Source organism: Marinovum algicola (assembly GCF_900109145.1).
Lineage (GTDB): Bacteria > Pseudomonadota > Alphaproteobacteria > Rhodobacterales > Rhodobacteraceae > Marinovum > Marinovum algicola.
In genome coordinates, this window is the sequence record NZ_FNYY01000001.1 from 206,871 (window position 1) to 231,159 (window position 24,289).

General features: G+C 66.6%; 27 protein-coding genes. 10 read left to right on the plus strand and 17 right to left on the minus strand.

Translation table 11 applies throughout. From position 1 onward, the window contains the following. Positions 1-2 precede the first annotated feature (2 nt). On the minus strand, positions 3-1,007 hold the full coding sequence (locus BMW90_RS01035) for a zinc ABC transporter substrate-binding protein (RefSeq protein WP_074834373.1): 1,005 nt from the start codon (positions 1,005-1,007) through the stop codon (positions 3-5). An 84-nt stretch (positions 1,008-1,091) separates the two neighbouring features. Here BMW90_RS01035 and BMW90_RS01040 point away from each other — a divergent pair, with 84 nt between their 5' ends. Genes BMW90_RS01040 through BMW90_RS01050 form a run of 3 tightly spaced genes read left to right on the plus strand, consistent with a single transcriptional unit; the run spans position 1,092 to position 3,135 of the window. Next, entirely contained in the window at positions 1,092-1,574 is a 483-nt protein-coding gene (locus tag BMW90_RS01040; protein ID WP_048529893.1) for a helix-turn-helix domain-containing protein, read from the plus strand. Then, on the plus strand, positions 1,571-2,326 hold the full coding sequence (locus BMW90_RS01045; RefSeq protein ID WP_048529895.1) for an ATP-binding cassette domain-containing protein: 756 nt from the start codon (positions 1,571-1,573) through the stop codon (positions 2,324-2,326). The genes BMW90_RS01040 and BMW90_RS01045 overlap by 4 nt, the downstream gene beginning before the upstream one ends. Continuing rightward, on the plus strand, positions 2,323-3,135 hold the full coding sequence (locus BMW90_RS01050; protein ID WP_074834375.1) for a metal ABC transporter permease: 813 nt from the start codon (positions 2,323-2,325) through the stop codon (positions 3,133-3,135). The genes BMW90_RS01045 and BMW90_RS01050 overlap by 4 nt, the downstream gene beginning before the upstream one ends. Here BMW90_RS01050 and BMW90_RS01055 read toward each other — a convergent pair. Then, the gene (locus tag BMW90_RS01055; protein WP_211568823.1) at positions 3,132-4,052 is read right to left on the minus strand and encodes a phytanoyl-CoA dioxygenase family protein; all 921 of its coding nucleotides are present in this window, start codon (positions 4,050-4,052) and stop codon (positions 3,132-3,134) included. The two genes, BMW90_RS01050 and BMW90_RS01055, sit on opposite strands and share 4 nt — an antisense overlap. 387 nt (positions 4,053-4,439) lie before the next feature. Here BMW90_RS01055 and groES point away from each other — a divergent pair, with 387 nt between their 5' ends. Then, on the plus strand, positions 4,440-4,727 hold the full coding sequence (gene groES / locus BMW90_RS01060) for a co-chaperone GroES (RefSeq protein WP_048529901.1): 288 nt from the start codon (positions 4,440-4,442) through the stop codon (positions 4,725-4,727). Positions 4,728-4,787: 60 nt separating this feature from the next. Beyond that, entirely contained in the window at positions 4,788-6,440 is a 1,653-nt protein-coding gene (groL, locus tag BMW90_RS01065; protein WP_048529903.1) for a chaperonin GroEL, read from the plus strand. A gap of 68 nt (positions 6,441-6,508) precedes the next feature. Here groL and BMW90_RS01070 read toward each other — a convergent pair whose 3' ends face one another. The 10 genes from BMW90_RS01070 to BMW90_RS01115 form a co-directional block, all read right to left on the minus strand. Next, positions 6,509-7,582, minus strand: coding sequence for a DUF1513 domain-containing protein (locus tag BMW90_RS01070; RefSeq protein WP_074834377.1), 1,074 nt, complete (start codon positions 7,580-7,582; stop codon positions 6,509-6,511). Next, complete coding sequence (locus tag BMW90_RS01075; protein ID WP_074834379.1) at positions 7,582-8,565, minus strand: imelysin family protein; 984 nt, start codon at positions 8,563-8,565, stop codon at positions 7,582-7,584. Before BMW90_RS01075 ends, BMW90_RS01070 begins: the two co-directional genes overlap by 1 nt. Then, positions 8,565-10,109, minus strand: coding sequence for a di-heme oxidoreductase family protein (locus BMW90_RS01080; protein ID WP_074834381.1), 1,545 nt, complete (start codon positions 10,107-10,109; stop codon positions 8,565-8,567). Before BMW90_RS01080 ends, BMW90_RS01075 begins: the two co-directional genes overlap by 1 nt. 52 nt (positions 10,110-10,161) lie before the next feature. Further along, positions 10,162-10,647, minus strand: a complete 486-nt coding sequence (gene bfr, locus BMW90_RS01085; protein WP_048529912.1) for a bacterioferritin — start codon at positions 10,645-10,647, stop codon at positions 10,162-10,164. Further along, on the minus strand, positions 10,634-10,888 hold the full coding sequence (locus BMW90_RS01090) for a (2Fe-2S)-binding protein (RefSeq protein WP_074834382.1): 255 nt from the start codon (positions 10,886-10,888) through the stop codon (positions 10,634-10,636). The genes bfr and BMW90_RS01090 overlap by 14 nt, the downstream gene beginning before the upstream one ends. 58 nt (positions 10,889-10,946) lie before the next feature. Further along, the gene (locus BMW90_RS01095; RefSeq protein ID WP_074834384.1) at positions 10,947-12,209 is read right to left on the minus strand and encodes an imelysin family protein; all 1,263 of its coding nucleotides are present in this window, start codon (positions 12,207-12,209) and stop codon (positions 10,947-10,949) included. A 219-nt stretch (positions 12,210-12,428) separates the two neighbouring features. Further along, a complete protein-coding gene (locus BMW90_RS01100; protein ID WP_074834385.1) occupies positions 12,429-12,866 on the minus strand; it encodes a DUF1178 family protein in 438 nt (145 codons plus the stop codon). Between the two features lie 77 nt (positions 12,867-12,943). Continuing rightward, the gene (locus BMW90_RS01105) at positions 12,944-13,420 is read right to left on the minus strand and encodes an NUDIX hydrolase (protein ID WP_048529920.1); all 477 of its coding nucleotides are present in this window, start codon (positions 13,418-13,420) and stop codon (positions 12,944-12,946) included. 106 nt (positions 13,421-13,526) lie between these two features. Next, positions 13,527-14,789 carry a 3-deoxy-D-manno-octulosonic acid transferase gene (locus BMW90_RS01110; protein WP_244526411.1) on the minus strand — a complete coding sequence of 421 codons (1,263 nt, stop codon included), beginning with the start codon at positions 14,787-14,789 and terminating at the stop codon, positions 13,527-13,529. Positions 14,790-14,795: 6 nt separating this feature from the next. Next, a complete protein-coding gene (locus tag BMW90_RS01115; RefSeq protein WP_074834387.1) occupies positions 14,796-16,427 on the minus strand; it encodes an AMP-binding protein in 1,632 nt (543 codons plus the stop codon). A gap of 77 nt (positions 16,428-16,504) precedes the next feature. Between BMW90_RS01115 and BMW90_RS01120 the strand changes: the two genes are divergently transcribed. Continuing rightward, a complete protein-coding gene (locus BMW90_RS01120; RefSeq protein WP_074834389.1) occupies positions 16,505-17,425 on the plus strand; it encodes a DMT family transporter in 921 nt (306 codons plus the stop codon). Positions 17,426-17,518: 93 nt separating this feature from the next. Further along, on the plus strand, positions 17,519-18,163 hold the full coding sequence (locus tag BMW90_RS01125; RefSeq protein ID WP_048529925.1) for a sulfotransferase family protein: 645 nt from the start codon (positions 17,519-17,521) through the stop codon (positions 18,161-18,163). On the opposite strand, the gene BMW90_RS26575 is transcribed toward BMW90_RS01125, so the two are convergent. Then, entirely contained in the window at positions 18,164-18,313 is a 150-nt protein-coding gene (locus BMW90_RS26575; RefSeq protein WP_170850486.1) for a hypothetical protein, read from the minus strand. Positions 18,314-18,419: 106 nt separating this feature from the next. Here BMW90_RS26575 and BMW90_RS01130 point away from each other — a divergent pair, with 106 nt between their 5' ends. After that, on the plus strand, positions 18,420-18,599 hold the full coding sequence (locus tag BMW90_RS01130; RefSeq protein WP_048529928.1) for a hypothetical protein: 180 nt from the start codon (positions 18,420-18,422) through the stop codon (positions 18,597-18,599). 1 nt (position 18,600) lies between these two features. Here the strand turns inward: BMW90_RS01130 and BMW90_RS01135 are convergent, their stop codons facing one another. Next, positions 18,601-19,230, minus strand: a complete 630-nt coding sequence (locus BMW90_RS01135; RefSeq protein WP_048529929.1) for a LysE family translocator — start codon at positions 19,228-19,230, stop codon at positions 18,601-18,603. A 27-nt stretch (positions 19,231-19,257) separates the two neighbouring features. After that, complete coding sequence (locus BMW90_RS01140) at positions 19,258-20,145, minus strand: S-methyl-5'-thioadenosine phosphorylase (protein WP_074834391.1); 888 nt, start codon at positions 20,143-20,145, stop codon at positions 19,258-19,260. A 170-nt stretch (positions 20,146-20,315) separates the two neighbouring features. Between BMW90_RS01140 and BMW90_RS01145 the strand changes: the two genes are divergently transcribed. Further along, positions 20,316-21,950: a SulP family inorganic anion transporter gene (locus tag BMW90_RS01145; RefSeq protein ID WP_048529933.1), complete on the plus strand. Its 1,635-nt coding sequence runs from the start codon at positions 20,316-20,318 to the stop codon at positions 21,948-21,950. An 18-nt stretch (positions 21,951-21,968) separates the two neighbouring features. On the opposite strand, the gene BMW90_RS01150 is transcribed toward BMW90_RS01145, so the two are convergent. After that, complete coding sequence (locus tag BMW90_RS01150; protein ID WP_074834392.1) at positions 21,969-22,805, minus strand: GNAT family N-acetyltransferase; 837 nt, start codon at positions 22,803-22,805, stop codon at positions 21,969-21,971. Between the two features lie 47 nt (positions 22,806-22,852). On the opposite strand from BMW90_RS01150, the gene BMW90_RS27145 reads away from it, so the two are divergent. Continuing rightward, on the plus strand, positions 22,853-22,987 hold the full coding sequence (locus BMW90_RS27145; RefSeq protein ID WP_275937321.1) for a hypothetical protein: 135 nt from the start codon (positions 22,853-22,855) through the stop codon (positions 22,985-22,987). Between the two features lie 30 nt (positions 22,988-23,017). Here the strand turns inward: BMW90_RS27145 and tyrS are convergent, their stop codons facing one another. Then, positions 23,018-24,277 (minus strand): tyrosine--tRNA ligase, encoded by a 1,260-nt coding sequence (gene tyrS / locus BMW90_RS01155; RefSeq protein WP_074834394.1) that lies wholly within the window; start codon positions 24,275-24,277, stop codon positions 23,018-23,020. Positions 24,278-24,289 lie beyond the last annotated feature (12 nt).

Below are 24,289 nucleotides of genomic sequence, written 5' to 3' on the forward strand. Positions count from 1 at the left end.
CCTCAGCCTTTGAGGCAGCCCGCCATGTCTTCCGCCATCGTGGTGATCAGCGCCGGATAGAAGCCGGCGCCGGTCTCGATCCCGCTGCCCAGCGGGTCGAGCGTGGCAATGCGGGCCGTGGTGCCTTCGGCCAGGGTCTCGATCAGCCCGCGATCGAACTGTGGTTCGGCGAAGAGGCAGGCAATGCCTTCCTTGGCGACGCGGTCCTGCAATGCGCGCACCCGCGCCGGTCCGGGCGCCGAGGCGTCGCCCAGCGAGACCGAGCCGGCCGCATGAATGTCGAAGCGTGTTTCGAAATAGTGATAGGCGTCGTGGAAGACGAGGAACGGCGTGTCGCGATGCGGCGCCAAGAGCGCCTCTGCGGCCTCGGTGGCGGCGGCGATTTCCTCGACCGCGGCGGCGGCATTCGCCTGGTAGGTGGCGGCATTGTCGGGATCGGCGGCTGCGAGCGCTTCGGCAATCAGCAAGCTCCAGGCCTGGGCGTTCTCGGGATCGAGCCAGCTGTGCGGGTCGGTGTCGCCGTGATCATGGTCGTCGTGATCGTCATGATCGTCGTGCCCGTGTTCCTCATGTTCCGCGTGACCTTCCTCGTCGTGGGCCTCATGCGCATCCTTGTCGTGTTCGTCGTCGTCATGCGCGGGATGGCCGTCTTCATGTTCGTCGTCAAAGCTGGCGCGCCAGTCCAGAATCTCGGTTTCGGGCCGGGTGTTGAGGTTGATCACCGCGCCCAGCGAGAGGCTGTCGAGCGTCCGGTCGAGCCAGGGAGCGAGCGCCGGGCCCATCCAGACCACCAGGTCGGCGTTCTGCAAGGCGCGGGCCTGTGACGGGCGCAGCGCGAAATCATGCGGCGTGGCGCCGGCCGGCACGATCAGCTCGGGCGTGCCGACGCCCTGCATCACCCGGGACACGAGGCCGTGCACCGGCGCGATATCGGTCGCGACCTGTGGCACATCGGCCAGGGCGGTGGATGCGGCGAGGAAAAACGGGAGGGAAAGCAGTTTCTGCATGGGAGTATGTTACCTTATAACGTTTCCCGCTTGATACAGAGCATGTTATTACGTATCAAGTCGAAACACGCAGAAAGGCAAAATATGGACCCGGTGGGCTTTCACCAGCACGATCACGAGACTTGCAAGACCGGTGGCGTTGCCGCCGCCGACGCCTATTGTGTCGCCAGGGGGCTGCAATTCACCCCGGTGCGGCGCCGCACGCTCGAGGTGCTGCTCTCGGAGCATCGTGCAATGGGGGCCTATGACCTGCTCGAGGTGCTGGGCGCCGAGGGGTTCGGTTCGCAGCCGCCGGTGGTGTATCGGGCGCTGGATTTCCTGGTGAAGAACGGCTTTGCCCACAAGATCGAGCGGCTCAATGCCTTTGTCGGCTGCGTCCACCCCGGCGCCGATCATACGCCGGCCTTCCTGATCTGTCGCGCCTGCGACACCGTGGCCGAGACCCGCGCCCGCCCCGCCATGACGCTTTTGCGCGATCTTGCCGACGAGGCGGGCTTTGCCGTCGAACGCGCGGTGATCGAAGCTGAGGGCCTGTGTCCCAACTGCCGGGAGGCGGCACCGGAATGAGCCTAATGTCGATGCAGGGCGTGAGCATCCGTCATGGCAGCTTTCCCGCCCTGAGCAATGTGGATTTTGCCATTGAACAGGGCGAAATCGTCACCGTCGTCGGCCCCAACGGCTCGGGCAAATCGACGCTCTTGCGGGCGTTGATCGGCGCGGTGAAACCCTATGAGGGGCGGATCACCCGGCAAGACGCCATGCGAATCGGCTATGTGCCGCAAAAGCTGCACATCGATCCGACCCTGCCGATGCAGGTGGCGCGCTTTCTCGCGCTGCCCGGCCGGGTCTCTTCTGAGGCCCGCGCCACGGCGCTGCACCGGGCCGGTGCGGCCGATCTCGGCGCGCGGCCGATGGCCGGGCTCTCCGGGGGACAGCTGCAACGGGTGCTGCTGGCCCGGGCGATCCTGCACGAGCCGCAGCTGCTGCTGCTCGACGAGCCGACCCAGGGCCTGGATCAGCCCGGTGCGGCTGCTTTCTATCGCCGGATCGAGGACCTGCGCGCCGAGATCGGCTGTGCGGTGCTGATGGTGAGCCACGATCTGCACGTGGTGATGAGCGCCTCTGACCGGGTGATCTGCCTCAATGGCCATGTCTGCTGTGAGGGCCACCCCGAGAGCGTCGCCTCGGCCCCAGCCTATCGCGCGCTCTTCGGCTCCGGCACCGGCGGGGCATTGGCCCTTTATCGCCACGAACACGACCACGAGCATGACGCCGGCTGCGACCACGACCATGCCCATAATCCCGAGGCAGCCGAATGACCCTGCTTGATGATTTCATTGTCCGCGCGGTGCTGGCGGGCCTTGGTGTGGCCCTGGCGGCGGCGCCGCTGGGCTGTTTCGTGGTCTGGCGGCGGATGGCCTATTTCGGCGATGCCACGGCGCATGCCTCGATCCTCGGGGTGGCGCTGGCGCTGGCGTTTTCGGTCTCGCCCTTTCTGGGTGCGCTGATCGTGGCGCTGGCGATGGCGACCACGGTTTCGGTGCTGTCGGGGCGCGGCTTTGCCATCGACACCATGTTGGGGGTGCTGGCGCATTCCTCGCTCGCCTTCGGCCTGGTGGCGGTCTCGATGCTCGACGGCGTGCGGATCGACCTGATGTCGTATCTGTTCGGCGATATCCTCGCGGTGGGCCGCGCCGATCTTCTGGTGATCTGGGGCGGGGCGGCGGCGGTGATCGGGCTGATGCTCTGGCGCTGGCAGGCGCTGCTGACCGCGACGCTCAGCGACGAACTGGCCTGGGCGGCCGGCATCGATCCCCGGCGCGAGCAGATGGTACTGACCCTGGCACTGGCGTTGGTGGTGGCGGTGGCGATCAAGGTGGTGGGCGTGTTGCTGATCGCCGCCATGCTGATCATCCCTGCGGCGGCGGCGCGGCCCCTGTCCTCGACGCCGGAGACCATGGCCGCCATTGCCGCGATGGTGGGCGGCGGCGCGGTGCTGGGCGGGGTGCAGCTGGCACTTGTGCTCGATTCGCCGACCGGCCCGACCATCGTCTGCGCCGCCGCGCTGCTCTTTGCCGCCAGCGTCATCGTCTCGCTGCTGCGGGGCCGGGCGGCTGATCCGCGCTAGCCTGCCTCGCGCAGATCGGCGGGGACCGGGTAGTCGGGGTGTTCGACCGGCTGATGGCAGTAATGCGCCGGCAACGGCGACTCGTGCAGCGCGGCGATGGCCGCCACCTCGGCCGCGACCGGGCCGGCCTCGGGCAGTGCGGCGCGCCACTCTGCCGGCCAGTCCAGAGGATCGGCCCGCGCCGCCACCAGCGCCATCCAGCGGCGCCGCAGCTCGGCCCAGTCCTGCGATTTCAAGTCGTCGGCGACAATCGCTGTCGAGGGCCGTATCTCGATATAGATCGTGCGGCGCACGCCGGGGCGGCGCTTGGGCAGCGAGGAATGCAGCACCATCATGTCCTGCACCAGGATGTCGCCGGCCTTCGTCGGCACATCGACCGAGCCGGGGATGTCCCATCCGTGTTCGCCGGAGAGGGCGCAGATATCGACCTTGTCACCCTGGGTTCCGGGCACATAGCGCAGGCAGCCATCGTCGATCGGGGCGTCGTCGAGGTAGACGCCGATGTTGAGGTAGGGCCAGCGCCGCGAATGCTGGGCGCCCTGATGCCAGATCACATAGCCGTTCGGATGCTGGCGCTTGTACAGCAGGTCCATCTCCATCGGCACCGCGGTCTCGCCGCAGAACTCGCGGGCGATGGCCATCATCGCGGGGGTGGCCAGCAGGTCCAGCACCTCCTCCGGGCTCCATTCCAGCAGCTTGTCGATCCGTTCCAGCACCGGCCCGGTCGCGGTGTCGAAGACCGCCGCCTTGCCGGTCCGGCGGGCCTCGGCATGTTCCTCGAGCGCGCGGGCCTCGAGCCGGTCGGCCATGTCGCGCAGCCGGGCCAGAAGTTCCGGCGGCACGGCGCCGGGAAAGGCGACATAACCCGGGCCGTCCAATTCCGCCTTCTGCCGGGGTGAGATCATAAAGTTTGCCATGCCGCGGATCCCCTGATGAAAATTCGAGAGTGGCGACTGCGTCCGGCGGCGTCAACCCGTGCGCGCGATGCGGCTAATCCGTTGGGCTTGCTGGCAATACCGTCAGCCACTATGGCGGCGTGGACACATCGGCGCCGCGGCACGGGGCCCATCCGCCTTTCGCGCCATCAAGGTTGCATCCGGCTGTTCCGGGCCCCAGATGGAAAGCGTGTCGCACAGGCCGGCGCCGCCCGGCTTTCCCGGCGCATTTTTTTCCCGCTCCACTTGTTGACAGAGCTTCGTGAACTGCCTAGCTATGCGCCGTTAGCACTCAAACAGGGTGAGTGCTAACGCCTCTCCAAGGGGAGGCGAGACTGGAACAGAACTTTGAGCCAAGGAGCTGCAAAGATGGCATTTACACCGCTGCATGACCGCGTGCTGGTGCGTCGCACTGAGAGCGAAGAGAAAACCAAAGGCGGGCTGATCATTCCTGACAGCGCTAAGGAAAAGCCGCAGGAAGGTGAAATTGTGGCCGTGGGCGCAGGCGCGCGCGACGACGACGGCGACCGGATCGCCCTGGACGTCAAGGCCGGCGACAAGATCCTGTTCGGCAAATGGTCGGGCACCGAGATCACGCTGGACGGCGAAGAGCTGCTGATCATGAAGGAAAGCGACATCATGGGCGTCATCGCCTGAGTGTCGCCGGGTGGTGCGCCACCTGAATCCCAACGAAATTCAAGTCAAGGAGAGACATAAATGTCTGCCAAGGACGTCAAATTCGATACCGATGCCCGCAACAAGATGCTCAAAGGCGTCAACATCCTCGCCGATGCGGTGAAGGTGACCCTCGGCCCCAAAGGCCGCAACGTCGTGCTCGACAAATCCTTCGGCGCGCCGCGCATCACCAAGGACGGTGTGTCGGTTGCCAAGGAAATCGAACTGGAAGACAAGTTCGAGAACATGGGCGCGCAGATGGTGAAGGAAGTCGCTTCCCGCACCAACGACGAAGCCGGTGACGGCACCACCACCGCGACCGTTCTGGCTCAGGCCATCGTGCGCGAAGGCATGAAGTCGGTCGCAGCGGGCATGAACCCGATGGACCTCAAGCGCGGCATCGACCTGGCGACCGCGAAAGTCGTCGAGGCGATCAAGGCGGCCGCACGTGACGTGTCGGACAGCCACGAAGTCGCGCAGGTTGGCACCATCTCCGCCAACGGCGAGAAGGAAATCGGCCAGCAGATCGCTGACGCGATGCAGAAAGTCGGCAACGAAGGCGTGATCACCGTCGAAGAGAACAAAGGCCTCGAGACCGAGACCGATGTCGTCGAAGGCATGCAGTTCGACCGCGGCTACCTGTCGCCCTATTTCGTCACCAACTCGGACAAGATGATTGCCGAGCTGGAAGACTGCATGGTGCTGCTGCACGAGAAGAAACTGTCGTCGCTCCAGCCGATGGTTCCGCTGCTCGAGCAGGTGATCCAGTCGCAGAAACCGCTGCTGATCATTGCCGAAGACGTCGAAGGCGAAGCGCTGGCGACCCTGGTGGTCAACAAGCTGCGCGGCGGCCTGAAAATCGCGGCCGTCAAGGCACCGGGCTTCGGCGATCGCCGCAAGGCCATGCTCCAGGACATCGCGATCCTGACCGGCGGCCAGGTGATCTCGGAAGACCTCGGCATGAAGCTCGAGTCGGTCACCATGGACATGCTCGGCACCGCCAAGAAAATCTCGATCACCAAGGACGAGACCACCATCGTCGACGGTGCTGGCGAAAAAGCGGAAATCGAAGCGCGCGTCGCCCAGATCCGCAACCAGATCGAAGAGACCACCTCGGACTACGACCGTGAGAAGCTGCAAGAGCGCGTTGCCAAACTGGCAGGCGGTGTTGCCGTGATCCGCGTTGGCGGCATGACCGAAGTCGAAGTGAAAGAGCGCAAGGACCGTGTCGACGACGCTCTGAACGCGACCCGCGCAGCCGTCCAGGAAGGCATCGTCGTCGGCGGCGGTGTGGCCCTGGTTCAAGGCGCGAAGACCCTCGAAGGTCTGACCGGCGAGAACAACGACCAGAACGTCGGCATCTCGATCGTCCGCAAGGCGCTGGAAGCGCCGCTGCGTCAGATCGCAGAGAACGCCGGTGTTGACGGTTCGGTCGTGGCCGGCAAGGTCCGCGAAAGCGATGACGTCAAGTTCGGCTTCAACGCCCAGACCGAAGAATATGGCGACATGTTCTCCTACGGCGTGATCGACCCGGCGAAAGTGGTGCGCACCGCACTGCAAGACGCTGCCTCGATCGCCGGCCTGCTGATCACCACCGAAGCGATGGTGGCCGACAAGCCAGAGAAGCCGGGTGCCGGCGGCGGCGCAGGCATGCCCGACATGGGCGGCATGGGCGGCATGGGCGGCATGATGTAAGTCACGCCATCCTGTCGGATGATTTGGGGGTCGCCTTCGGGCGGCCCCCTTTTCGTATCAGGGGTGTGTCAGCCGATCCGCACCAGATGATTGTCCCAGGCGCGGTCGGCCCGGGTCAGCGGCGAGAGCCGCGCCGCGTCGCCCTGCAAGACGCCACCCAGCCCGTCGGTGGCCAGAAAGCCCCGCGCGCCGGCGGCCAATCCGCAGATGTCGGCCCGGTGGTGAACGGCAAGGAATTGGCCCTGTGTGTCAAAGACATGCAGTCGGCCGCCGCGCGGCGAGGTTATGCCCACCTGCGCGCCCTCGGCGGAAAAGGCGATGCTGCCGGCATAACCCTGCATTGCCATCTGCTCGGCCAGGCCGGCCTCTGCCAGCACCGGCGCCGCGCCGCGGCGGTGCAGCCCCAAGAGCGGCACGCCATCCTCGGGCGCGCCCTGCCACTGCATGGCAAAGGCGACCTGCCCGTCGGGGGCCACCGCCAGATGGCGGATCGAATTGCGCCAAAGCTCGGGTGGCAACTCGACCTGCTCCAGCATCTCGCCCCGGGCCGAGAGATAACTGAGGTTTGGCCGCATGGTGGCGAGGTTGAGCTTGTCGCGGCCCTGGTCGGGGTGGGTGCGGATGCCGCCATTGGCGATCGCCAGCACATTGCCGGGCAGGGCCTTGATCTCATGCGGGCCGATCCCGCCGGAGCGATATTCGCCGATCCGCGCATAGCCATCGGCACGCGACCAGAGGCCGATCATGCCGGCGCCGGTCTCGATCTCGTTTTCGCTGGTGGCCAGGATGTCGCCACCGGCCAGAAAGGCGCCATGGCCGTAGAAATGCCGGCCCTCGGGCGCGTCGAGCCGCCGGATCTCGCGCCCAACAAGGCAGTCGATCACCAGCGCAAAGCGGCCGGGCCGGCGGGCAAAGGCAACCGCTTCCGGCGCAGTAGGGTGGGCGGCGGCAGCATGGCCGCGGTCGGGCAGGGGGATGCGAAAGATATCCTGCCCCTCGGCGCCCAACCCAAAGAGCGCATGGCCGCCCGAGGGCGCGCGCGCGGCGGCGAGATAGGCGGGATCTCCGGCGTCGGCCCAGCTCAGCCGCGGCGTACCGGTGGCGGCGACCAGCCCGGCGAGGAAGGCCCGGCGCGAGGGCATCAATCGCCGTCCGTCGCGTTGAAGCCGACGCTGACGCCAAGCGCGGTGCCGATTTCCCGCGCCGCGGCCGCACGGGTCTCCTCGATGCGGTTCTTCAGCACCTCGACGCGCAGCCGCCCCGACGGATCGGCGACCCCGGCCAGCAGCGGATCGTCGAGCGCCCGCGCGGTTTGCAGCGCCGTGGCAAAGGCGGCCTCGGTCTCGGGGATCGGCTGGTCGGCGAGCGCAAGCGCCAGATCGCGGAGTGCCTCGAGCGACAGGATGACATTGCGCAGCGGCCGTCCCGAGCGGCGCGCCTCTGCCACCTGCGGCCTGGGGGCGTCAAAGCGGCCCATGGGGCGGCCAAGCCGCTGGTCAGCGGTAAACTCGAGACCGGTGACCAGTGCCGTATACAGGGCCTGCGAGGCCTCGCGCGCGGTCAGAAAGCGGCTGTTGCCTTCGGCGCCGGCATTCAGCAGCTGATCCGCGAAATCCGTCCGCCAGGCGGTCTCGATCTCTTGCGCCAGCCGCGACAGATCGCCGGCGATGGCCTGCGCCAAGCGGCAGGTGTACTCCCCGTTGCCGTCGTTGTCTGGTTCGTAGAGCAGCCGCTCCAGCGCAAACAGCCCGCGGCCGGCGATCGAGACTTCGGCAAAGCGCTCGGGCCGGTCGACGGCGGCATCCTCTTCGGCCCGCAGCCGCTGCACCGTGCGGCCCACCAGCCCGCGGCTGTCCGGCCAGAAGGCGATGGTCAGCGCGCGGCCGTCCTCTTCCAGCGGGCCGAGGCCGAGATGCGACAGGCCCATCCAGGCATCAAAGGTCGCCTGATAGGCCGGGCGCAGGGTGTCGGCCCGGCAGTCTTGCGCAGCGGCGGCGTCGAGCGCCTGCGCCGCCTGGGCAAAGCCTGCGACACGGGGTAGGGCGTGATCCTGCACCACCGCGCGGGTGCCGGCGGTGGCGGGCAGGGTGAGCAGGCAAAGGGCAGCGGTCAGAAGGTGGCGCATCAGAGGCTCTCCAGATATCGGATCAGGGCGTCACGGTCGGCTTTCGGCATCGTCGCCACGGCATCGCGGGCGGCCTGCGCCTCGCCGCCGTGCCAGAGCACGGCTTCCAGCAGCGACCGAGCGCGGCCATCGTGCAGGAACTGGCTGTGGCCATTGACCTGCTCGGTCAGGCCGATGCCCCAGAGCGGCGCGGTCCGCCATTCCCGCCCCGTGGCGCGGCCTTCGGGGCGGTTGTCGGCCAACCCCTCGCCCATGTCGTGCAGCAGGAGGTCGGTCATCGGCCAGATTAGCTGAAAGCTCTGCTCGGGCTGGCCCTGAAGCCGGTGAGTGACAAATTTCGGTGTGTGGCAGGCGGCGCAGCCGCTTTCGTGAAACATCCGCTTGCCGCGCAGCACCTGGTTGTCACCGACATCGCGGCGCGCCGGCACGGCGAGGTTGCGGCTGTAGAAGGTCACGAGGTCAAGGCCGGCGGCGTCGATCTCGAATTGGCGCGCGTCGCCGTCGCCATGCGGAGCCCGCTGGCAGGCCGGCTGGCCGGCGGCGCAATCGCCCCAGGGGGCTGGAAACAGCGGCGAGGAAATCCCGATGTCGCCGGCAAAGGCGCTGGCCGATTGCTCGCGCACCGTGGGCGCCCCGGCCTTCCAGCCGAAACGGCCCAGCATCGGCCGATCATGTTCAAACGACCAGACGATCTGGGCCCGGCCGGAAATGCCGTCGCCATCGGCGTCTTCGGGGTCTTCCAGCGCCAGAATGTCTGCGGCCGGGATCGCTTCGAGCAGGCCCAGCCCGATCATCGGCGGCGCGACACGGGGGCTCAGCATGGCGCCCTCGGCCAGCGGGCCATATCCCAGATCCTCGGCGCTGTAGCTGGGCTGACGCAGCCAGGCGGTTTCGCCATCGGAGAGCGCGACCTCGATCTCGTCGTACCGCAGGCCAAGCCGGTATTCGGCCCGGTGCCCGGCAACGGCGAAATCCTGCAATTGCCCGCCATAGGTCGGATCGGGTCGGGTGCGCGGCGCCGCGTCGCCCAGCGACAGCAGGAAGGCCTCGATCCGGCTGATCTCCGCCTCCGGCGCCGCCGGCACCGAGATCCGCAGGAACATCGAGATCGCGTCGTCCTCGGGCCCGTCCGGCGGATGGCCGCGCCCGTCCTTGAGATGGCACCGCTGGCAGGAGCGGGCGTTGAACACCGGGCCAAGCCCGTCCGAGGCCAGGGTGGAGGAGGGCGAGGAGACCCAGAGCTTCTTGAACAGCCCGTTGCCGACCTTGAAATCCAGCTCGCGCTCGAAGGCGATATTGCCCGAGGGCTGCGAAAAGGCATCGGGCGTGGTGCGGGCGCGCACCGTGGCGGCGCCGGCCGGGTTGGTCTCGAAGGCTTCCGGCTGCGTGAAATCCCCGGGCGGCGCGGTAACACCGGCGATGCGCGCGCGCTCGGCCTCGGTGCGGGGCAGGACGCTGAGATGCGGCTCGGCCAGCTCGGGGGTGGCGGCAAAGCTCGCCAGTCCGGCGCCGGTCAGGGCCAGTGTCAGTAGGGGAAATCGCATGTGAAGGGCCTTGGCCAAAGGCGCGCCCCGTCAGGCGGGACGCGCGACGGGATTACTCGGCCTCGTCGGTCGCCTTGGCCTGAAGCTGGCCATAGACCGCGTCGCCCAATTCGGCCTGCAACGACAGCTGGGTCTCGAGAAAGTCGATATGGCCTTCCTCATCGGCAATCAGCTCTTCGAACAGATTCTTGGACACGAAGTCGCCGACCTGATCGCAATGGTTGCGGGCCTCGATGTAAAGCGTGCGCGCCTCGTGTTCGGCGGCGAGATCGGCCTCCAGACATTCCTTGACGGTCTCGCCGATGCGCAGCGGGTCGAGCTTTTGCAGGTTGGGGTGGCCTTCGAGAAAGATGATCCGCTCGATCAGCTTGTCGGCGTGGTTCATCTCTTCGATGCTTTCCTCGCGCGATTTCGAGGCGAGCCGGCCGTATCCCCAATCTTCCTGAAGCCGGTAATGCAGCCAATATTGGCTGACCGCCGTCAGCTCCGAGCGCAGGGCTGCGTTCAGGTATTCGATGACTTTCTTATCGCCCTTCATTGACGGGTCTCCTTGTCTTGCGGTCCCGCAGGTTTTGCAGGTTGGCTGGAACTTCGTAACTCTCGGTGGTTGCCATGGTATCCAGAAACAGCGGCAGACATCCACCGCAGTCCGCGCGTTTGCCCAGGGCGCGATAGATCTTGCCCGGGGTGATGATCGTGTCGGGGTCGGCGGCGCGCATCCAGTCCATCGCGGCGCGGATCTCGGTGTCGCGGATGTTCATGCACTGGCAGACGATCATGGCTGCGGTCCTTTGCTCGGGCAGACGGGCGGCCGTCCGGTCGGGCCGCCCTGAGGGGTTAGTGGAAAACGGCGTCGGGATCGTCGAGGCTGTCGGAGCCTTCGAAGGCGATCTGATCGACACCAAGCACGCTGACCGCGCGTTCGATGCTGCGGGTCTGATCGACCAGCGCTTCGACCGCGCCCATGATCAGCGCCTCGCCTTCGGCATTGCCGCGCGCCAGCATCATGTCATAGCTGAAGCCCGCCTCGGCGGCGGATTTGATCTGGCCCAGCTCGACCATGGTGGCGTTCAGCCGGGCGCGCAGCGCTTCGTCGACGCCGGCATCGGCCGCCGCCACCAGATCAGAGAGCGCCGGGCCGGAGACCAGCGAACCATCGATTCGCAGATATTCGCCCAGATAGACATTCCGCACGCCCAGACCGTCATAGTAATGGCTGTTGTGGGTGTTGTCGGAGAAACAGTCGTGCTCTTCCTCGGGGTCGTTCAGCATGACGCCGAGCTTCATCCGCTCACCCGCCTGTTCGCCATAGGATAGCGAGCCCATGCCGGTGAGAATCGCGTTGATGCCGGCATCCTCATCCTCGAGCACCGCGGCGCGGGCGTCGCCGCCTTCGGCCCATTGACCGGCCATCCAGTCCAGGTCCGAGACCAGCAGATCGGTGGCGGCCTTGAGGTACTGGCCGCGGCGGTCGCAATTGCCGCCCGAGCAGGCCGCGTCGGTGGCGTAATCGGTCCAGGGGCGGTTGCCGGCGCCATAGTCGGTGCCGTTGAGATCCTGCCCCCAGAGCAGGAATTCGATGGCGTGATAGCCGGTGGCGACATTGGCCTCGACCGCGCCCGCCTCGTGCAACTGGCCTTGCAACAGGGCGGGGGTGATCTCGGTGGCATCGACCTCTTGGCCGCCGAGGGTGAAGACCGGATTGGCCACCACGTTCAGCGCCGCAAGCTGGTTTTCGTCGGTCGCGCCGCCATAGGAGGCATCGACATAATCGATCAGGCCTTCGTCCAGCGGCCAGGCGTTCACCCTGCCTTCCCAATCATCGACGATGGCATTGCCGAAGCGGAAGACCTCGGTCTGCTGATAGGGCACCCGCGCCTCGAGCCAGGTTGCCCTGGCCGCCTGCAAGGCCTCGGCCGAAGGCGCGCCGAGCAAGGTTTCGACCGCCGCCTGCAAGCCGCGCGCCTTGATCAGGCTGTCCTCGTAACCCGCCTGGGCGATGTCGGCATAGGTGTCGAGAACCTCGGCCTTGCTCTGGGCAAGAGCAGGCGTGGCGACACAGGCCGCAAGGGCGAGGGCAGTGGTGGAGCGGAGGCGCATGGAAAGTCCTTTCAACTAAGCAACAAGACCCGGCGACGCGAAGCAGGATCGCCCGACGAATGGGTTCTGCGTATTGCTGACTTATTTTGTCGGATTAGTCAATGGGGCCAAAACCCGATCGTTCCACTGCGATCAGGACAGCGGAAATCACCCCGGTCAAAGCCGGCGCGGCGCGGATTTTGCGATCTGGTGGGGGCGGGCGCAGGCCGCGCCCGGGGGTCAGTTTGTCTTGCGACCGACCTTGAATGGCAGGGGGGCGATCGGCACGCCGTCCTCGACCAGTTTGCGGGCCTCTTCGGGCCGGGCCTCACCGCGGATCGCGCGGCTCGGGGCATCACCGAGATGAATGGCGCGGGCCTCTCGGGCAAAGTCGCGGCCGACATCCTCCGAGGTTTTCTCGATATGCGCTTTCAGCTCGGCCAGCGCCTTGTCGGCGGGTGAGGCCGGGGTCGAGAGCGGCTTGGCCGGCGCCTGCGGTTTCGGCCTGGCGGTGCCATGCGACACGCGCGGCGCCATCAGGTCGCGGTCAACTTTGCTGGTGCCGCAGACGGCGCAGGCCACCATGCCCGCGGCCTGAAGCTTGTCGAAGGCGGCGGCGGATTGGAACCAGCTTTCGAACCTGTGGTCTTCGCTGCATTTCAGCGCGTAGTGAATCATCGTCCTGACCGATCCTTGATTGACAAAGACATAGCCATTTGCGGGGCAAGTTCAACTCGCTGCGCGGTCACACCGGATCACGAGCGCAGCTTGCGGGGATCGAAGTGCAGCAGAATCTGGCGCAGCTCCGGCTCGCTGACCAGTTCGGCGGCGCGGGCCGGGCGCATCCACTTCATCCGCCGCTGGCCGGCCTCTGGAAAGGCCTCGGCCAACCGCTTGACGCGAATCGGGTAGACCATCGCGACACAGGGCAGGTCACCGGTGCGGGCATTGATCTTCATGTAGGAAAAGACCCCGATGCATTGGCCGTGTGGCCGGCCGATCACGCCGGCCTCTTCCCAGGCCTCGATCGCCGCGCCCTGAGCCGGGGTGACGCCATGGCTGGGCCAGCCCTTGGGAATGATCCAGCGCTTGCGCCCGCGCGAGGTGATCAGCAGCACCTGGGTCTTGTCGTTGACGACGCGATAACACAGCGCGGCGAATTGCGCGCGCATCTCGCCCTTTTGCCGGGCGCGAATGGCCAGCGGCAATTGCGTCTTGTCATGAAACGACATCACCGGCCCTCCTTGCCCTGGAACAAAGGTAGAAGAATTCCCCTACATTGCCACCCGGGAAATCGCGGCGGGTCGGCAAAACCGCCCGACTGCCGCGCGGCAGCGCTCAACCCGGCAGCGCCGCGAGAATCCGGGTCACGACCTCGGCCAGATCGGTCGGCTGATCGAGCTGTTCATGTGCCTTGCGGCGCATCGCGTCGCGGCGGTCGGCATGGCGCACCTGGATCAGTGCGCGCGCCAATTCTTCGGCGGTGCTCACCTGGATAGCGGCGCCGGCGACATCGAGCATACGGTAGATGCGGGTAAAGTTGCTGGTATCGGGCCCATGCAGCAGGGTGCTGTCGAACACCGCCGGTTCAAACGGCGTGTGCCCCCCTTTCTCGACCAGCGAGCCACCGATGAAGGTGGTGCCGGCGAGCTGATACCACAGCGGCATTTCGCCAATCGTGTCAACGATATAGACCGCATGCTCGCGGGGTGCATCGCCCCGCGAGCGCAGGGCCGCCGGCAGATCGGCGGCGCGCACCATGGCGGCGATCTCGGCGCCGCGCCGGGGGTGGCGGGGGGCGATGATCAGCCGGGCCTCGGGGCGCTGCGTCAGCAGGGCGGCATGGGCCGCGATGACGATCTCGTCCTCGCCCTCGTGGGTCGAGGCGGCCAGCCAGGTCGCGTCACGGTCAAAGGCGCGGCGCAGATCGGGATCGAGTGTCAGCCCGGCCGGTGGCACGTAAAACGCCTTGAGGTCGAGCACGGCGGTCATCTGCCCCGGTGTCAGCCCCAGTTCGGCCAAGCGGCGGCGCGACCCCTCGTCCTGCGGAGACACGAAGGTGAGCCGCGCCAGCATGTGCCGCGCCAGCGGTCCGAGCCTGCGCCAGGTCTGCGCGGTGCGCATGGACAGCCGCGCGCCGACGGCGATGACCGGCAGGCCACGGCGCGCCACGGCAGCAATCCGGTTGGGCCAGAACTCGGCTTCGAGCAGCAGGTGGCCGACGACGCCGTAGCGCCGGCAGAGCAGCACGGCCGCCCAGCGGGTGTCAAAGGGCGCCAGCCGCGCGCTCAGCCCCGGCAGACCCCAGCCCAGCGCCAGATCCCGGCCGGTGAGCGAATTGCAGGTGATCAGGAATTTCAGCTCGGGCCGCGCCGCGTGTAGCGCCAGCAGCGCCGGGCGGGCCGAAGTCAGCTCTCCGTTCGAGGCGGCATGCAGCCAGAGATGCGGACCGCTGCCCCGGCCCGGCGCCAGTCCCGTGCGCTGGCCCCAGTCGGCCAGCCGCTCGCGCCGCGCGATCACACGCGTCAGGAGCGACAGCGCCACGATGGGCCACGCCAGGCAGACGACGAGACGATAAAGCGGCATGGCCGGGAAAGTCATGAAGGATCAAATGTCCTTGGCAATGGTGCGCAGTTCGAATTTCTGAATCTTGCCGGTCGAGGTTTTCGGCAGCTCACGGAATACGACCTTTTTCGGCGTCTTGAAACCCGCAAGTCGGGCACGGGCAAAGGCGATGAGCTCGGCCTCGGTTGCGGCATGCCCGGCCTTCAGCTCGACAAAGGCGCAAGGCACCTCGCCCCATCGCTCGTCCGGCTTGGCCACCACTGCGGCCAGCGATACCGCCTCATGCGCCAGCAGCGTGCCTTCGATCTCGACCGAAGAGATGTTCTCGCCGCCGCTGATGATGATGTCCTTGGCGCGGTCGGCGATCTGGACGTAGCTGTCGGGATGCTGGACCGCGATGTCGCCGGAGTGAAAATAGCCGTGCTTGAAGGCCTCGGCGGTGGCCTGCGGGTTCTTGTAATAGCCTTTCATCACCGCATTGCCGCGAAACATGATTTCGCCCTGCTGCGCGCCATCCATCGGCACCTGGTCCATGGTCTCCGGCGCCATCACCGTGATGTCGTCCATCATCGGCATCGCGACGCCCTGCCGTGCCTTGACGGCCGCGCGGTCCTCGGGGGCGAGCGCCGCCCAATCCTCATCGCGCCAGGTGCATTCGGTGGCGGGGCCATAGGTCTCGGTCAAGCCGTAGACCTGGGTAATGTTGAAGCCCATCGGCTCGATCTTGGCGAGGGTCGCCGGGGCCGGGGGCGCGCCGGCGGTAAAGACCTCGACGGTCTGGTCGAAGGCGCGGCGATCTGCGTCCGGCGCATTGACCAGCATGTTGAGCACGATGGGCGCGCCGCCGAAATGGGTCACGCCCTCGTCGGCGATGGCGTCAAAGATCGCCTTCGCGGTGATGTCGCGGCAGCAGACCAGCGTGCCGCCCAGAAGCGGCATCATCCAGGTGTGGCACCAGCCGTTGCAGTGAAACAGCGGCACGATAGTCAAGTAACGCGGATAAAGCACCATGCGCCAGGAGATCGGCTGCGCCATGGCGCTTAGATAGGCGCCGCGATGGTGTGTCACCACGCCCTTGGGCCGGCCGGTGGTGCCGGAGGTATAGCTGAGCGCGATGCTCTCCCATTCATCGTCCGGCATCACCCAGTCGAACGCCGGGTCGCCCGTGGCAAGGAAATCCTCGTAGAGCTGATGCGCGCCGCTGGCGCGCACCCCGGCCTGCGGATCGGGCACTTCGATGATGCGCGGGGCGGGGCCCGTCATCAGCGCCAGTGCGTCGCGCAGCACCGGCAGCGCCTGGCTATCGACCAGCACCAGCCGTGCCTCGCCGTGATCGAGGATATAGGCGATTGTTCCGGCCTCCAGCCGGGTGTTGATGGTGTTGAGCACCGCACCGCAGGCCGGCACGCCGAAATGGGCCTCGGCCTGGGCCGGGATATTGGGCAGCACGGTCGCCACCACGTCGCCGGGCGCGATACCGGCCTGCGCCAGCGCTGAGGCAAGGCGGCTGCACCGGGCATGGTATTCGGCATAACTCTTGCGATGCGTTCCATAGGCCACGGCCAGCCGCTCGGAAAAGATTCTCCGCGCCCGCAACAGCATCGAAAGCGGCGTCAGGGGCACGTAATTCGCGGGGTTTCTGTCCAACCCGGTCTCATCCGCCAGCCAACCCATCGCATCCTCCCTTTTTAAGCCGGATCATATCGTTATAAGGCAAGACAGACCTCCCGCAAGCTGGCCCGTTGCCCCCCATGAGCAGACCCATCCCCCAAACCCGGCCGCTGGTGGCCGCCGCCTCGATGCTGGGGGCTATGGCGGTGATCGGTGTGATCGACAATGCCGTGCCCGTCCTCGCCGGTGAAATCGGCCTCTGGCAGTTCTACGCCTGGCGGGTGGTGATGGCGGTGCCGGTGATCCTTCTGGCGGCGCGGCTGGGCTTTGGCACGGTGAAGCCGGGGCGGCTCTGGGCGGTGCTCTTGCGCGGGGCGATGCTGTCGATCTCGATGATGTTCTACTTTGGCGCGCTCTCGGTCATGCCGATTGCCCAGGCCCTTTCGGGCCTTTTCACCTCGCCTGTCTTTGTCCTGGTGATCACCGCGCTGGCCCTGCGCCAGCCGATCGGGCCGTGGCGCGTTCTGGCCGTGAGCATGGGGTTCACCGGCATTCTCGTGGTGCTCAGCCCCGATCCGGCCAGCCTCAGCCTCGCCACCTTTCTGCCGGTGTTCGGCGGGCTGTTCTATGCGCTGGGCGCGATTGCAACGCGCACGGTCTGCGCCGGCGAGGACGTGCTGGCGATGCTGCTGGCGATGTTTCTGGTTCAGGGGCTGATCGGCCTTGCGGGTCTGGGCACGGTGGCGGTGCTGGCGCCCGAAGTCGGCGCCGGGGCTTCGGGCTTTGTCTCTCGCGGCTGGGTCTGGCCGATGTCGCCGCTGGTCCATCTGCTGATGGTGATTCAGGCGGTGTTTTCGGTGCTGGGTGTCGGGCTGATCACCCGGGCCTATGCGCTGGGCGATGCCTCTTATGTGGCGGTCTTCGAGTATTCGGTGTTCATCTTCGGCCCGCTCGCGGCCTTCGTGATCTTTGGCCAGCGGGTGGGCTGGAACGAGGTGGCGGGCATCGCACTGATCGCCGGGGCCGGGCTGGTGATCGTCTGGCGCCTGCGCGACGGGTGAAGGGCGCGGGGGCCGGGGCGTGGGGCCGAAAACGCCCGCCTTCGGCCTGCCGGAGAATTGCCGTTGGCGGCGCGACCGGCTAGCGTCGCCGCCATGATCATCTCTCGCGGGCGGCGCTATATCTTTGTCCATATCCCCAAGACTGGGGGCACCGCCATGGCGCTGGCGCTGGAGGCGCGCGCCAAGGCCGATGACATCCTGATCGGCGACACGCCGAAAGCCCTTCGGCGGCGTGGGCGGCTCCGGGCGCTTACGCCGCGCGGCCGGCTGTGGAAGCATTCGACGCTGGCCGACATCGACGGGGTGATCGCTGCCGGTGAGCTTGACAGGCTGCTGATCTTCACGCTGGTGCGCAATCCCTGGGACCGGGTGGTGAGTTATTACCACTGGCTGCAAGGCCAGAGCTTCGACCATCCCGCGGTGACCTTGTCGAAACGTCTGAGCTTTGCCGCCTTTCTGCAAGCGCCACAGATTCAAGCCAGCCTGCACAACACACCGGCCGCAAGCTATGTCACCGATGCGGCCGGGCGCGAGCGGCCGGCGCGCTTTCTGCGGCTCGAGCATCTGGCGGAGGATATGCCGCCACTCGAGGCACATCTCGGCTTCCGGCTGACGATGCCCCATGCCAATCGCTCCGCCCGCGCGGCCGATTACCGCAGCTATTACGACGATGCGGGCGCCGGCATCATCGCCCGCGTCTGCGCCGCCGATATCGCCCGCTTCGGCTATGCCTTCTGATCAGCCGCGGCTGCGCCAGATCGGGTGCCCGTCATGCTTGCTCGGAAAGCGCAGGGCATAGAATTTTCGGGTCAGCCACGCGGCATGCGGGCGGTTCCAATCCATCCGGTCCTGCATCAGCAGACATCTGGCTATGCTTGTCGGCAACATATTCACTCTTTCCTTTTGACCTGTGGCGACATAGCATCGCGCAGCGCCGCCTATGCAATGTATATACACTGCCGTGGCGGAAAAATCAAGGGCCGGGCCGAACGACGTGAGCGAGAAACCGCAAAAGAAGAAAACCGCGAACAAGGACGCGCAATTGATCCTGCGGCTCGACAAGGACGAGCGCGACGATTTTGTCGCGCTGTGCCGCGAGCTTGACACCACGGCGGCACGCGAGATCCGGCATTTCATCCGCAAGTTCATGAAGAAGAACGCCGGCAAGAGCTGAGCTAGCTGGCCCGCCGCATCGTCGCTGTCAACACGCCCATGGCAATCAGCGCGCCCCCGCCGGCGCGGGTGATCCAGGTGATCACCTGCGGCCGCGAGATCATCCGCCGGAGCCGGTCCGCCAAAATCGCATAGGCCAGCGCATTCAGCGTCGCCAGGCTTACGAAGGTGGCAATCAGCACGGCGAATTGCCCGCCAAGCGGCGCGGCAGGGTCGAGGAACTGCGGCACGAAGGCGATGAAAAAGGCGATGGATTTCGGGTTCAGCGCCGTCACCGCCGCATTATGGGCAAACACTCCCCGCGCGGTGACTTCGGCCCGGATGCGATCGGCGGCCAGGCCCTCGGAGGGGGCCGAACGGATCAGCTTGACGCCGAGCCAGATCAGATAGGCCGCGCCGGCCCATTTCAGCACCGTGAACAGCGTCGCCGAGGCCAGCACCAGCGCCCCCAGCCCGGCCAGCGAAGCGGTCATGGCGATGAAATCGCCGGTTGCCACACCGGCCGCCGAGGCCACCGCCACGCTGCGCCCCTTGGACAGCGCATAACTCAGCACCAGAAGCACCGTCGGCCCCGGGATCAGCAAGAGCGCCGTCGACGCCGCCACGAAGGTCAGCCAGAGTTCGAATGTCATCCCATCACACCTTTCACCCGCCGGGCGTCAGCCCGTCGCCTTTTCCAGAACACGGCCCGCCACCGCATCGAGCTTGGCCATCAGCCCGGCATCGCGTTTGTCCGGCGCGGTCAGGATCGCATATTCCAGCGCCCGGTCGCAGCCATGCGGGCAGGGCGCCCGACCAGCGCCCAGAAGCGCCGGCAGCCGGCTGACCAGATCGCGCCCCTTTTCGGCATTGCCCATCAGCGTGGCGATGATCTGCGTCACATCCACCTCGCCATGGTCGGGGTGCCAGCTGTCGTAATCGGTGATCATCGCCACACTGGCGTAGCAGAGCTCGGCCTCGCGGGCGAGTTTGGCCTCGGGCATGTTGGTCATGCCGATCACATCCGCACCCCAGGCCTCGCGATACATTCGCGATTCAGCCAGCGTCGAGAACTGCGGCCCCTCCATCGCCAGATAGGTGCCGCCGCGATGCACGTTGATCCCGCCGTCGCGCGCGGCGGTTTCGCAGGCGTCCGACAGGCGCGGGCAGGTCGGATGCGCCACGCTCACATGCGCCACGCATCCTGTGCCGAAGAAGGATTTTTCGCGCGCGATCGTGCGGTCGATGAACTGGTCGACGACGACGAAATCGCCCGGCGCCATTTCGTCGCGGAACGATCCGCAGGCCGAGACAGAGACCACGTCGGTCACCCCGAGCCGTTTGAGCGCATCGATGTTGGCGCGATAGGGCACGGTGGCGGGTGCATGCACATGGCCACGGCCGTGGCGCGGCAGAAAGGCCATCTTCACCCCGTCGAGCGTGCCGGTCAGAAGCTGATCCGACGGCGCGCCCCAGGGCGTGGCGACCGAGACCCATTCCGCCCCGCTCAGCCCGGCGATCTCGTAAATCCCCGATCCGCCGATCACCCCGATCATCGTGTCCGTCATGCCTGTGCTCCGTCTGTTGTCGACGCCACCTTAGGGCGCGCGGTTGCGAGCGCAAGCCACGGCTACGCGACCCGGCCCGCGACCGCGCCGGCCGGGCCTGGCGGGGTGGCGTTTCGCGCCGCGGCGGACTATAGCGCTAGCGGAAACACACCAAATATCAGGATCCGCCGATGAAACGCGCCTTGCTGGCCTCATTCGCCAAGGGCTTTGCCATGCCCGACCTCCGCTGGATGCCCGACGAGGGCTTTACCATGGGGCGGCTGCGGATCGAATTGCTGTCCGGTCTCACCGTGGCGCTGGCGCTGGTGCCCGAGGCGGTGGCCTTTGCCTTTGTCGCCGGCGTGCATCCGCTGGTCGGCCTCTATGCCGCCTTTCTCGTCGGATTGATCACCGCGCTGATCGGCGGCCGGCCCGGCATGATCTCAGGCGCGACCGGCGCGCTGGCCGTCGTCATGGTGGCGCTGGTGGCGCAGCATGGTGTCGAATACCTCTTTGCGACGGTGGTCCTGATGGGGCTGTTGCAGATCTTTGCCGGTGTCATGCAATGGGGCAAGTTCATCCGGTTGGTGCCGCATCCGGTGATGCTGGGCTTTGTCAACGGCCTGGCGATCGTGATCTTCCTGGCGCAGCTGACCCAGTTCAAGGTGCCCGGAACAGCCGAAAGCAACGGCCACGGCATGGGCGGCGGCGAATGGCTGACCGGCTGGCCGCTGGTCGTGATGCTGGGACTGGTGGCGCTGACCATGGCGATCATCTGGGTGATGCCCAGGATCACCAAGGTGATCCCGGCGCCGCTGGCCGGCATCGGCGTGGTCGCGGCGCTGGTCATCGCCTTCGGCATCGATGTGCCGCGGGTGGGCGACATGGCCTCGATCCAGGGCGGGCTGCCGCCGTTTCACATTCCGATGGTGCCGTTGAACTGGGAGACCCTGCAAATCATCCTGCCCTATGCGGTGATCCTCGCGGCCATCGGGCTGATCGAATCTCTGCTGACGCTTAATCTGGTGGGCGAGATCACCGGCAAGCGCGGCGGCGCCAGCCAGGAATGCGTCGCCCAGGGCGTGGCCAATACCGTCACCGGTTTCTTTGGCGGCATGGGCGGCTGTGCCATGATCGGCCAGTCGATGATCAACGTGAAAAGCGGTGGCCGCACCCGCATCGCCGGCATTGCGGCGGCGCTCTTCCTGCTGATCTTCATCCTCTTCGCCGCGCCGGTGATCGAGCTCATTCCGCTGGCGGCGCTGGTCGGCGTGATGTTCATGGTGGTGATCGGCACCTTCGCCTGGAACTCGCTGACCATCCTGCGCAAGGTGCCCAAGATGGATGCCTTCGTCATCCTGCTGGTCACCGCGGTCACCGTCTACGAAGACCTGGCGGTTGCCGTGGTGGTGGGTGTGATCGTCTCGGCGCTGGCCTATTCCTGGAACAACGCGCGGCGCATCCATGCCCGCACCCGGGAATCGATCACCGACAAGGGCGCCAAGGTCTACGAGATCCAGGGGCCGCTGTTCTTCGGCTCGTCGGATGGTTTCATCGAGCTCTTTGACATCGCCGGCGACCCCGACACGGTGATCATCGACTTTGCCGAAAGCCGCGTGGTCGATCAATCGGCGCTTCAGGCGATCGAGGCCGTCGCCGCGAAATACGAGGCTGCGGGCAAGATCATCAAGCTGCGGCACCTGAGCCGGGACTGCCACAGCCTGCTGACCAAGGCCGGTCACCTGATGGTCGACAGCGACGATGACCCCGATTACGAGCTGGCGGTGGATTATCACGTCCGCACCGGCATTCTCGGCGGTCACTGACGCCGCGGGGGACAGGGCTCAGGCCCGCGCCAGCCATGTCCCCCCGAGCGCCCGGCAACGGGCGCCCGATCCAAGCTTGAACCGCGCCAGCCCCGGCGCGGTGACCGTATCGACCATTCCCAGATCGAGCCGCGTGATGCCGCGCGCCGCCAGATCGATCATCGCCCGCCAGAGCAGCAGATGATGCGCCGCGCGCGCCCGGCCTTCGGGGCCGGACCAGCCGATGTGATAGGTTGCCACCGCGCCGTGGCAGAGAAACAGCAGCGCCGCCACCGGCGCGCCCTGATGCCGGGCCTCGAAAATCCGCGCCTGGCCGCGGTTGGCGGCGGCAAAGGCGGCGGTAAAGAGCGGTGGATAGCCGCGATAGCGTTTCACCACCTGTTGCGCCTGATCCACCCGCAAGAGCCAGTGCCCGGGATCGGCCGGCAGCCCGACCGAGGCCACCCGCAGCCCGGCGTCCGAGGCGCGATTCAGCCGATTGCGCCATTTCTGCGCCATCCGTGCACGCAGATCCGCCGCCGTGCCGTCAAGCGACAACTCGGCCACATGCGCCGCCGTCCTGAGCCGCAGGCCGGGGGCGGTTCCCGGCGTCTCGGCATTGATCAGGAACAGCCGGCAGTCGCAGGCCGCGCGCAATCGGCGCAGGTCGCTCCGGCTGACATCCGCCCGCGACACCAGCGCCACCTTGGCAAAGGGCCCGAAGCGGCGGCGCAGCACCTGCACCTCGCCGCCGGACGGGCCGAGAAAGATGCGCAGCGGCGGGCGACCCAGATGCGTGAGCGTGGCGCCATAGGCCGGATGCTGCTGGAACGGCGCGGTCTGCACTGCCGCGAAACGAGAAGCGTGAAACGTCATGGCGGCATTAACATCTGATTCAGGTAAATCAGGGATTAATGGCTGCCATGAAAAACCACATTGTCCTCGGCGTCCACGCCCCGCCGCCGCGCCTCGCCCCTGCGGGCCTCGCACTGTTCTCCGCCGCTCTGGCGCTGCCGGCCGGGCTGCTGCTCTGGCTCACGGAGTGGCTGTTGCTCTAGGCGCGGCGAGGGATCGCCGCGCCCTGGCGCTCAGCCGAGCTGCACCAGCGCGTGTCGCTTCTTGCCGGCCGAGAGCTTGACCGGCGAGGCCAGCGCGCCGGCATCCAGCATCAGCCCGGCGTCGGTCAGCGGCGCGTCGTCGAGGCGCGCGCCGTTTTCGGCGATCAGCCGCTTGGCCTCCTTGCCGGATTTCGCCAGCCCGGCCCGCACGATCACCTGCACGATGGAAATGCCGTCGCCCAGTTCTTCGGCCGAAAGCGTCAGGGTCGGCAGGTCGTCGCCCACGCCACCCTTTTCGAACACCTCGCGCGCGGTGGCTTCTGCTGCCGCCGCCGCCTCGGCCCCGTGACAGAGCGTGGTGACCGCATTGGCCAGCACGATCTTTGCCTCGTTGATCTCCGATCCGGCCAGCGCGCCCAGCCGCTCGCATTCGGCGACGTCGATTTCGGTATAAAGCTTGAGGAAGCGGCCGACATCGGCATCGGTGGAATTGCGCCAGAACTGCCAGAACTCGTAGGGCGAGAGCATGTCGGCATTGAGCCACATGGCGCCGCCCTGAGATTTGCCCATCTTGCGGCCGTCCGAGGTGGTCAGCAGCGGCGAGGTCAGGCCAAAGATCTCATGGTCGAGCACCCGGCGCGTCAGGTCGATGCCATTGACGATATTGCCCCATTGATCCGATCCGCCCATCTGCAACACACAGTCGTAGCGGCGGTTCAGCTCAAGGAAATCATAGGCTTGCAGGATCATGTAGTTGAACTCGAGGAACGACAGCGATTGCTCGCGATCAAGCCGCGACTTCACGCTTTCGAAGCTCAGCATCCGGTTGACCGAGAAATGCCGGCCGATGTCGCGCAGGAACTCGAGATAGTTCAACCCGTCGAGCCATTCGGCATTGTTCAGCATCAAGGCCGCATTGTGCAGGCCGTCGGCGTCCCCGTAGTCGAGGTATTTGGCAAAGACCTGCTGCATGCCGGCGATATTGGCGTCGATCTGCTCCGGCCCCAGCAGCGGGCGTTCGTCCGACCGGAACGAGGGATCGCCCACCTTGGTGGTGCCGCCGCCCATCAGGGTGATCGGCTTGTGCCCGGTCTTTTGCAGCCAGCGCAGCATCATGATGTTGAGGAGATGCCCCACATGCAGCGACTGCGCCGTGGCATCATAACCGATATAGGCGGTCACCATGCCACTGGACAGGGCCTCGTCCAGCCCCTGATAATCGGTGCAATCGGCCAGATAGCCGCGCTCCATCATGACATGCATGAAGTCCGATTTGGGATGGTAGGTCATGAGGTCTCTCCG

What these genes read in the sequence shown, in the direction of transcription:
- groL (WP_048529903.1), top strand. Translation starts at nt 4,788, where the DNA reads ATGTCTGCCAAGGACGTCAAATTCGATACCGATGCCCGCAACAAGATG.
- BMW90_RS01115 (WP_074834387.1), bottom strand. Translation starts at nt 16,427, where the DNA reads ATGGGTTGGCTGGCGGATGAGACCGGGTTGGACAGAAACCCCGCGAAT.
- bfr (WP_048529912.1), bottom strand. Translation starts at nt 10,647, where the DNA reads ATGAAGGGCGATAAGAAAGTCATCGAATACCTGAACGCAGCCCTGCGC.
- BMW90_RS01075 (WP_074834379.1), bottom strand. Translation starts at nt 8,565, where the DNA reads ATGCGCCACCTTCTGACCGCTGCCCTTTGCCTGCTCACCCTGCCCGCC.
- BMW90_RS01105 (WP_048529920.1), bottom strand. Translation starts at nt 13,420, where the DNA reads ATGTCGTTTCATGACAAGACGCAATTGCCGCTGGCCATTCGCGCCCGG.
- BMW90_RS01035 (WP_074834373.1), bottom strand. Translation starts at nt 1,007, where the DNA reads ATGCAGAAACTGCTTTCCCTCCCGTTTTTCCTCGCCGCATCCACCGCC.
- BMW90_RS01150 (WP_074834392.1), bottom strand. Translation starts at nt 22,805, where the DNA reads ATGACGTTTCACGCTTCTCGTTTCGCGGCAGTGCAGACCGCGCCGTTC.
- BMW90_RS01050 (WP_074834375.1), top strand. Translation starts at nt 2,323, where the DNA reads ATGACCCTGCTTGATGATTTCATTGTCCGCGCGGTGCTGGCGGGCCTT.
- tyrS (WP_074834394.1), bottom strand. Translation starts at nt 24,277, where the DNA reads ATGACCTACCATCCCAAATCGGACTTCATGCATGTCATGATGGAGCGC.
- BMW90_RS01140 (WP_074834391.1), bottom strand. Translation starts at nt 20,145, where the DNA reads ATGACGGACACGATGATCGGGGTGATCGGCGGATCGGGGATTTACGAG.
- BMW90_RS01090 (WP_074834382.1), bottom strand. Translation starts at nt 10,888, where the DNA reads ATGATCGTCTGCCAGTGCATGAACATCCGCGACACCGAGATCCGCGCC.
- BMW90_RS01095 (WP_074834384.1), bottom strand. Translation starts at nt 12,209, where the DNA reads ATGCGCCTCCGCTCCACCACTGCCCTCGCCCTTGCGGCCTGTGTCGCC.
- BMW90_RS01040 (WP_048529893.1), top strand. Translation starts at nt 1,092, where the DNA reads ATGGACCCGGTGGGCTTTCACCAGCACGATCACGAGACTTGCAAGACC.
- BMW90_RS01110 (WP_244526411.1), bottom strand. Translation starts at nt 14,789, where the DNA reads ATGACTTTCCCGGCCATGCCGCTTTATCGTCTCGTCGTCTGCCTGGCG.
- BMW90_RS01120 (WP_074834389.1), top strand. Translation starts at nt 16,505, where the DNA reads ATGAGCAGACCCATCCCCCAAACCCGGCCGCTGGTGGCCGCCGCCTCG.
- BMW90_RS26575 (WP_170850486.1), bottom strand. Translation starts at nt 18,313, where the DNA reads ATGTTGCCGACAAGCATAGCCAGATGTCTGCTGATGCAGGACCGGATG.
- BMW90_RS27145 (WP_275937321.1), top strand. Translation starts at nt 22,853, where the DNA reads ATGAAAAACCACATTGTCCTCGGCGTCCACGCCCCGCCGCCGCGCCTC.
- BMW90_RS01055 (WP_211568823.1), bottom strand. Translation starts at nt 4,052, where the DNA reads ATGGCAAACTTTATGATCTCACCCCGGCAGAAGGCGGAATTGGACGGC.
- BMW90_RS01070 (WP_074834377.1), bottom strand. Translation starts at nt 7,582, where the DNA reads ATGCCCTCGCGCCGGGCCTTCCTCGCCGGGCTGGTCGCCGCCACCGGT.
- BMW90_RS01045 (WP_048529895.1), top strand. Translation starts at nt 1,571, where the DNA reads ATGAGCCTAATGTCGATGCAGGGCGTGAGCATCCGTCATGGCAGCTTT.
- BMW90_RS01145 (WP_048529933.1), top strand. Translation starts at nt 20,316, where the DNA reads ATGAAACGCGCCTTGCTGGCCTCATTCGCCAAGGGCTTTGCCATGCCC.
- BMW90_RS01080 (WP_074834381.1), bottom strand. Translation starts at nt 10,109, where the DNA reads ATGCGATTTCCCCTACTGACACTGGCCCTGACCGGCGCCGGACTGGCG.
- BMW90_RS01100 (WP_074834385.1), bottom strand. Translation starts at nt 12,866, where the DNA reads ATGATTCACTACGCGCTGAAATGCAGCGAAGACCACAGGTTCGAAAGC.
- BMW90_RS01135 (WP_048529929.1), bottom strand. Translation starts at nt 19,230, where the DNA reads ATGACATTCGAACTCTGGCTGACCTTCGTGGCGGCGTCGACGGCGCTC.
- groES (WP_048529901.1), top strand. Translation starts at nt 4,440, where the DNA reads ATGGCATTTACACCGCTGCATGACCGCGTGCTGGTGCGTCGCACTGAG.
- BMW90_RS01125 (WP_048529925.1), top strand. Translation starts at nt 17,519, where the DNA reads ATGATCATCTCTCGCGGGCGGCGCTATATCTTTGTCCATATCCCCAAG.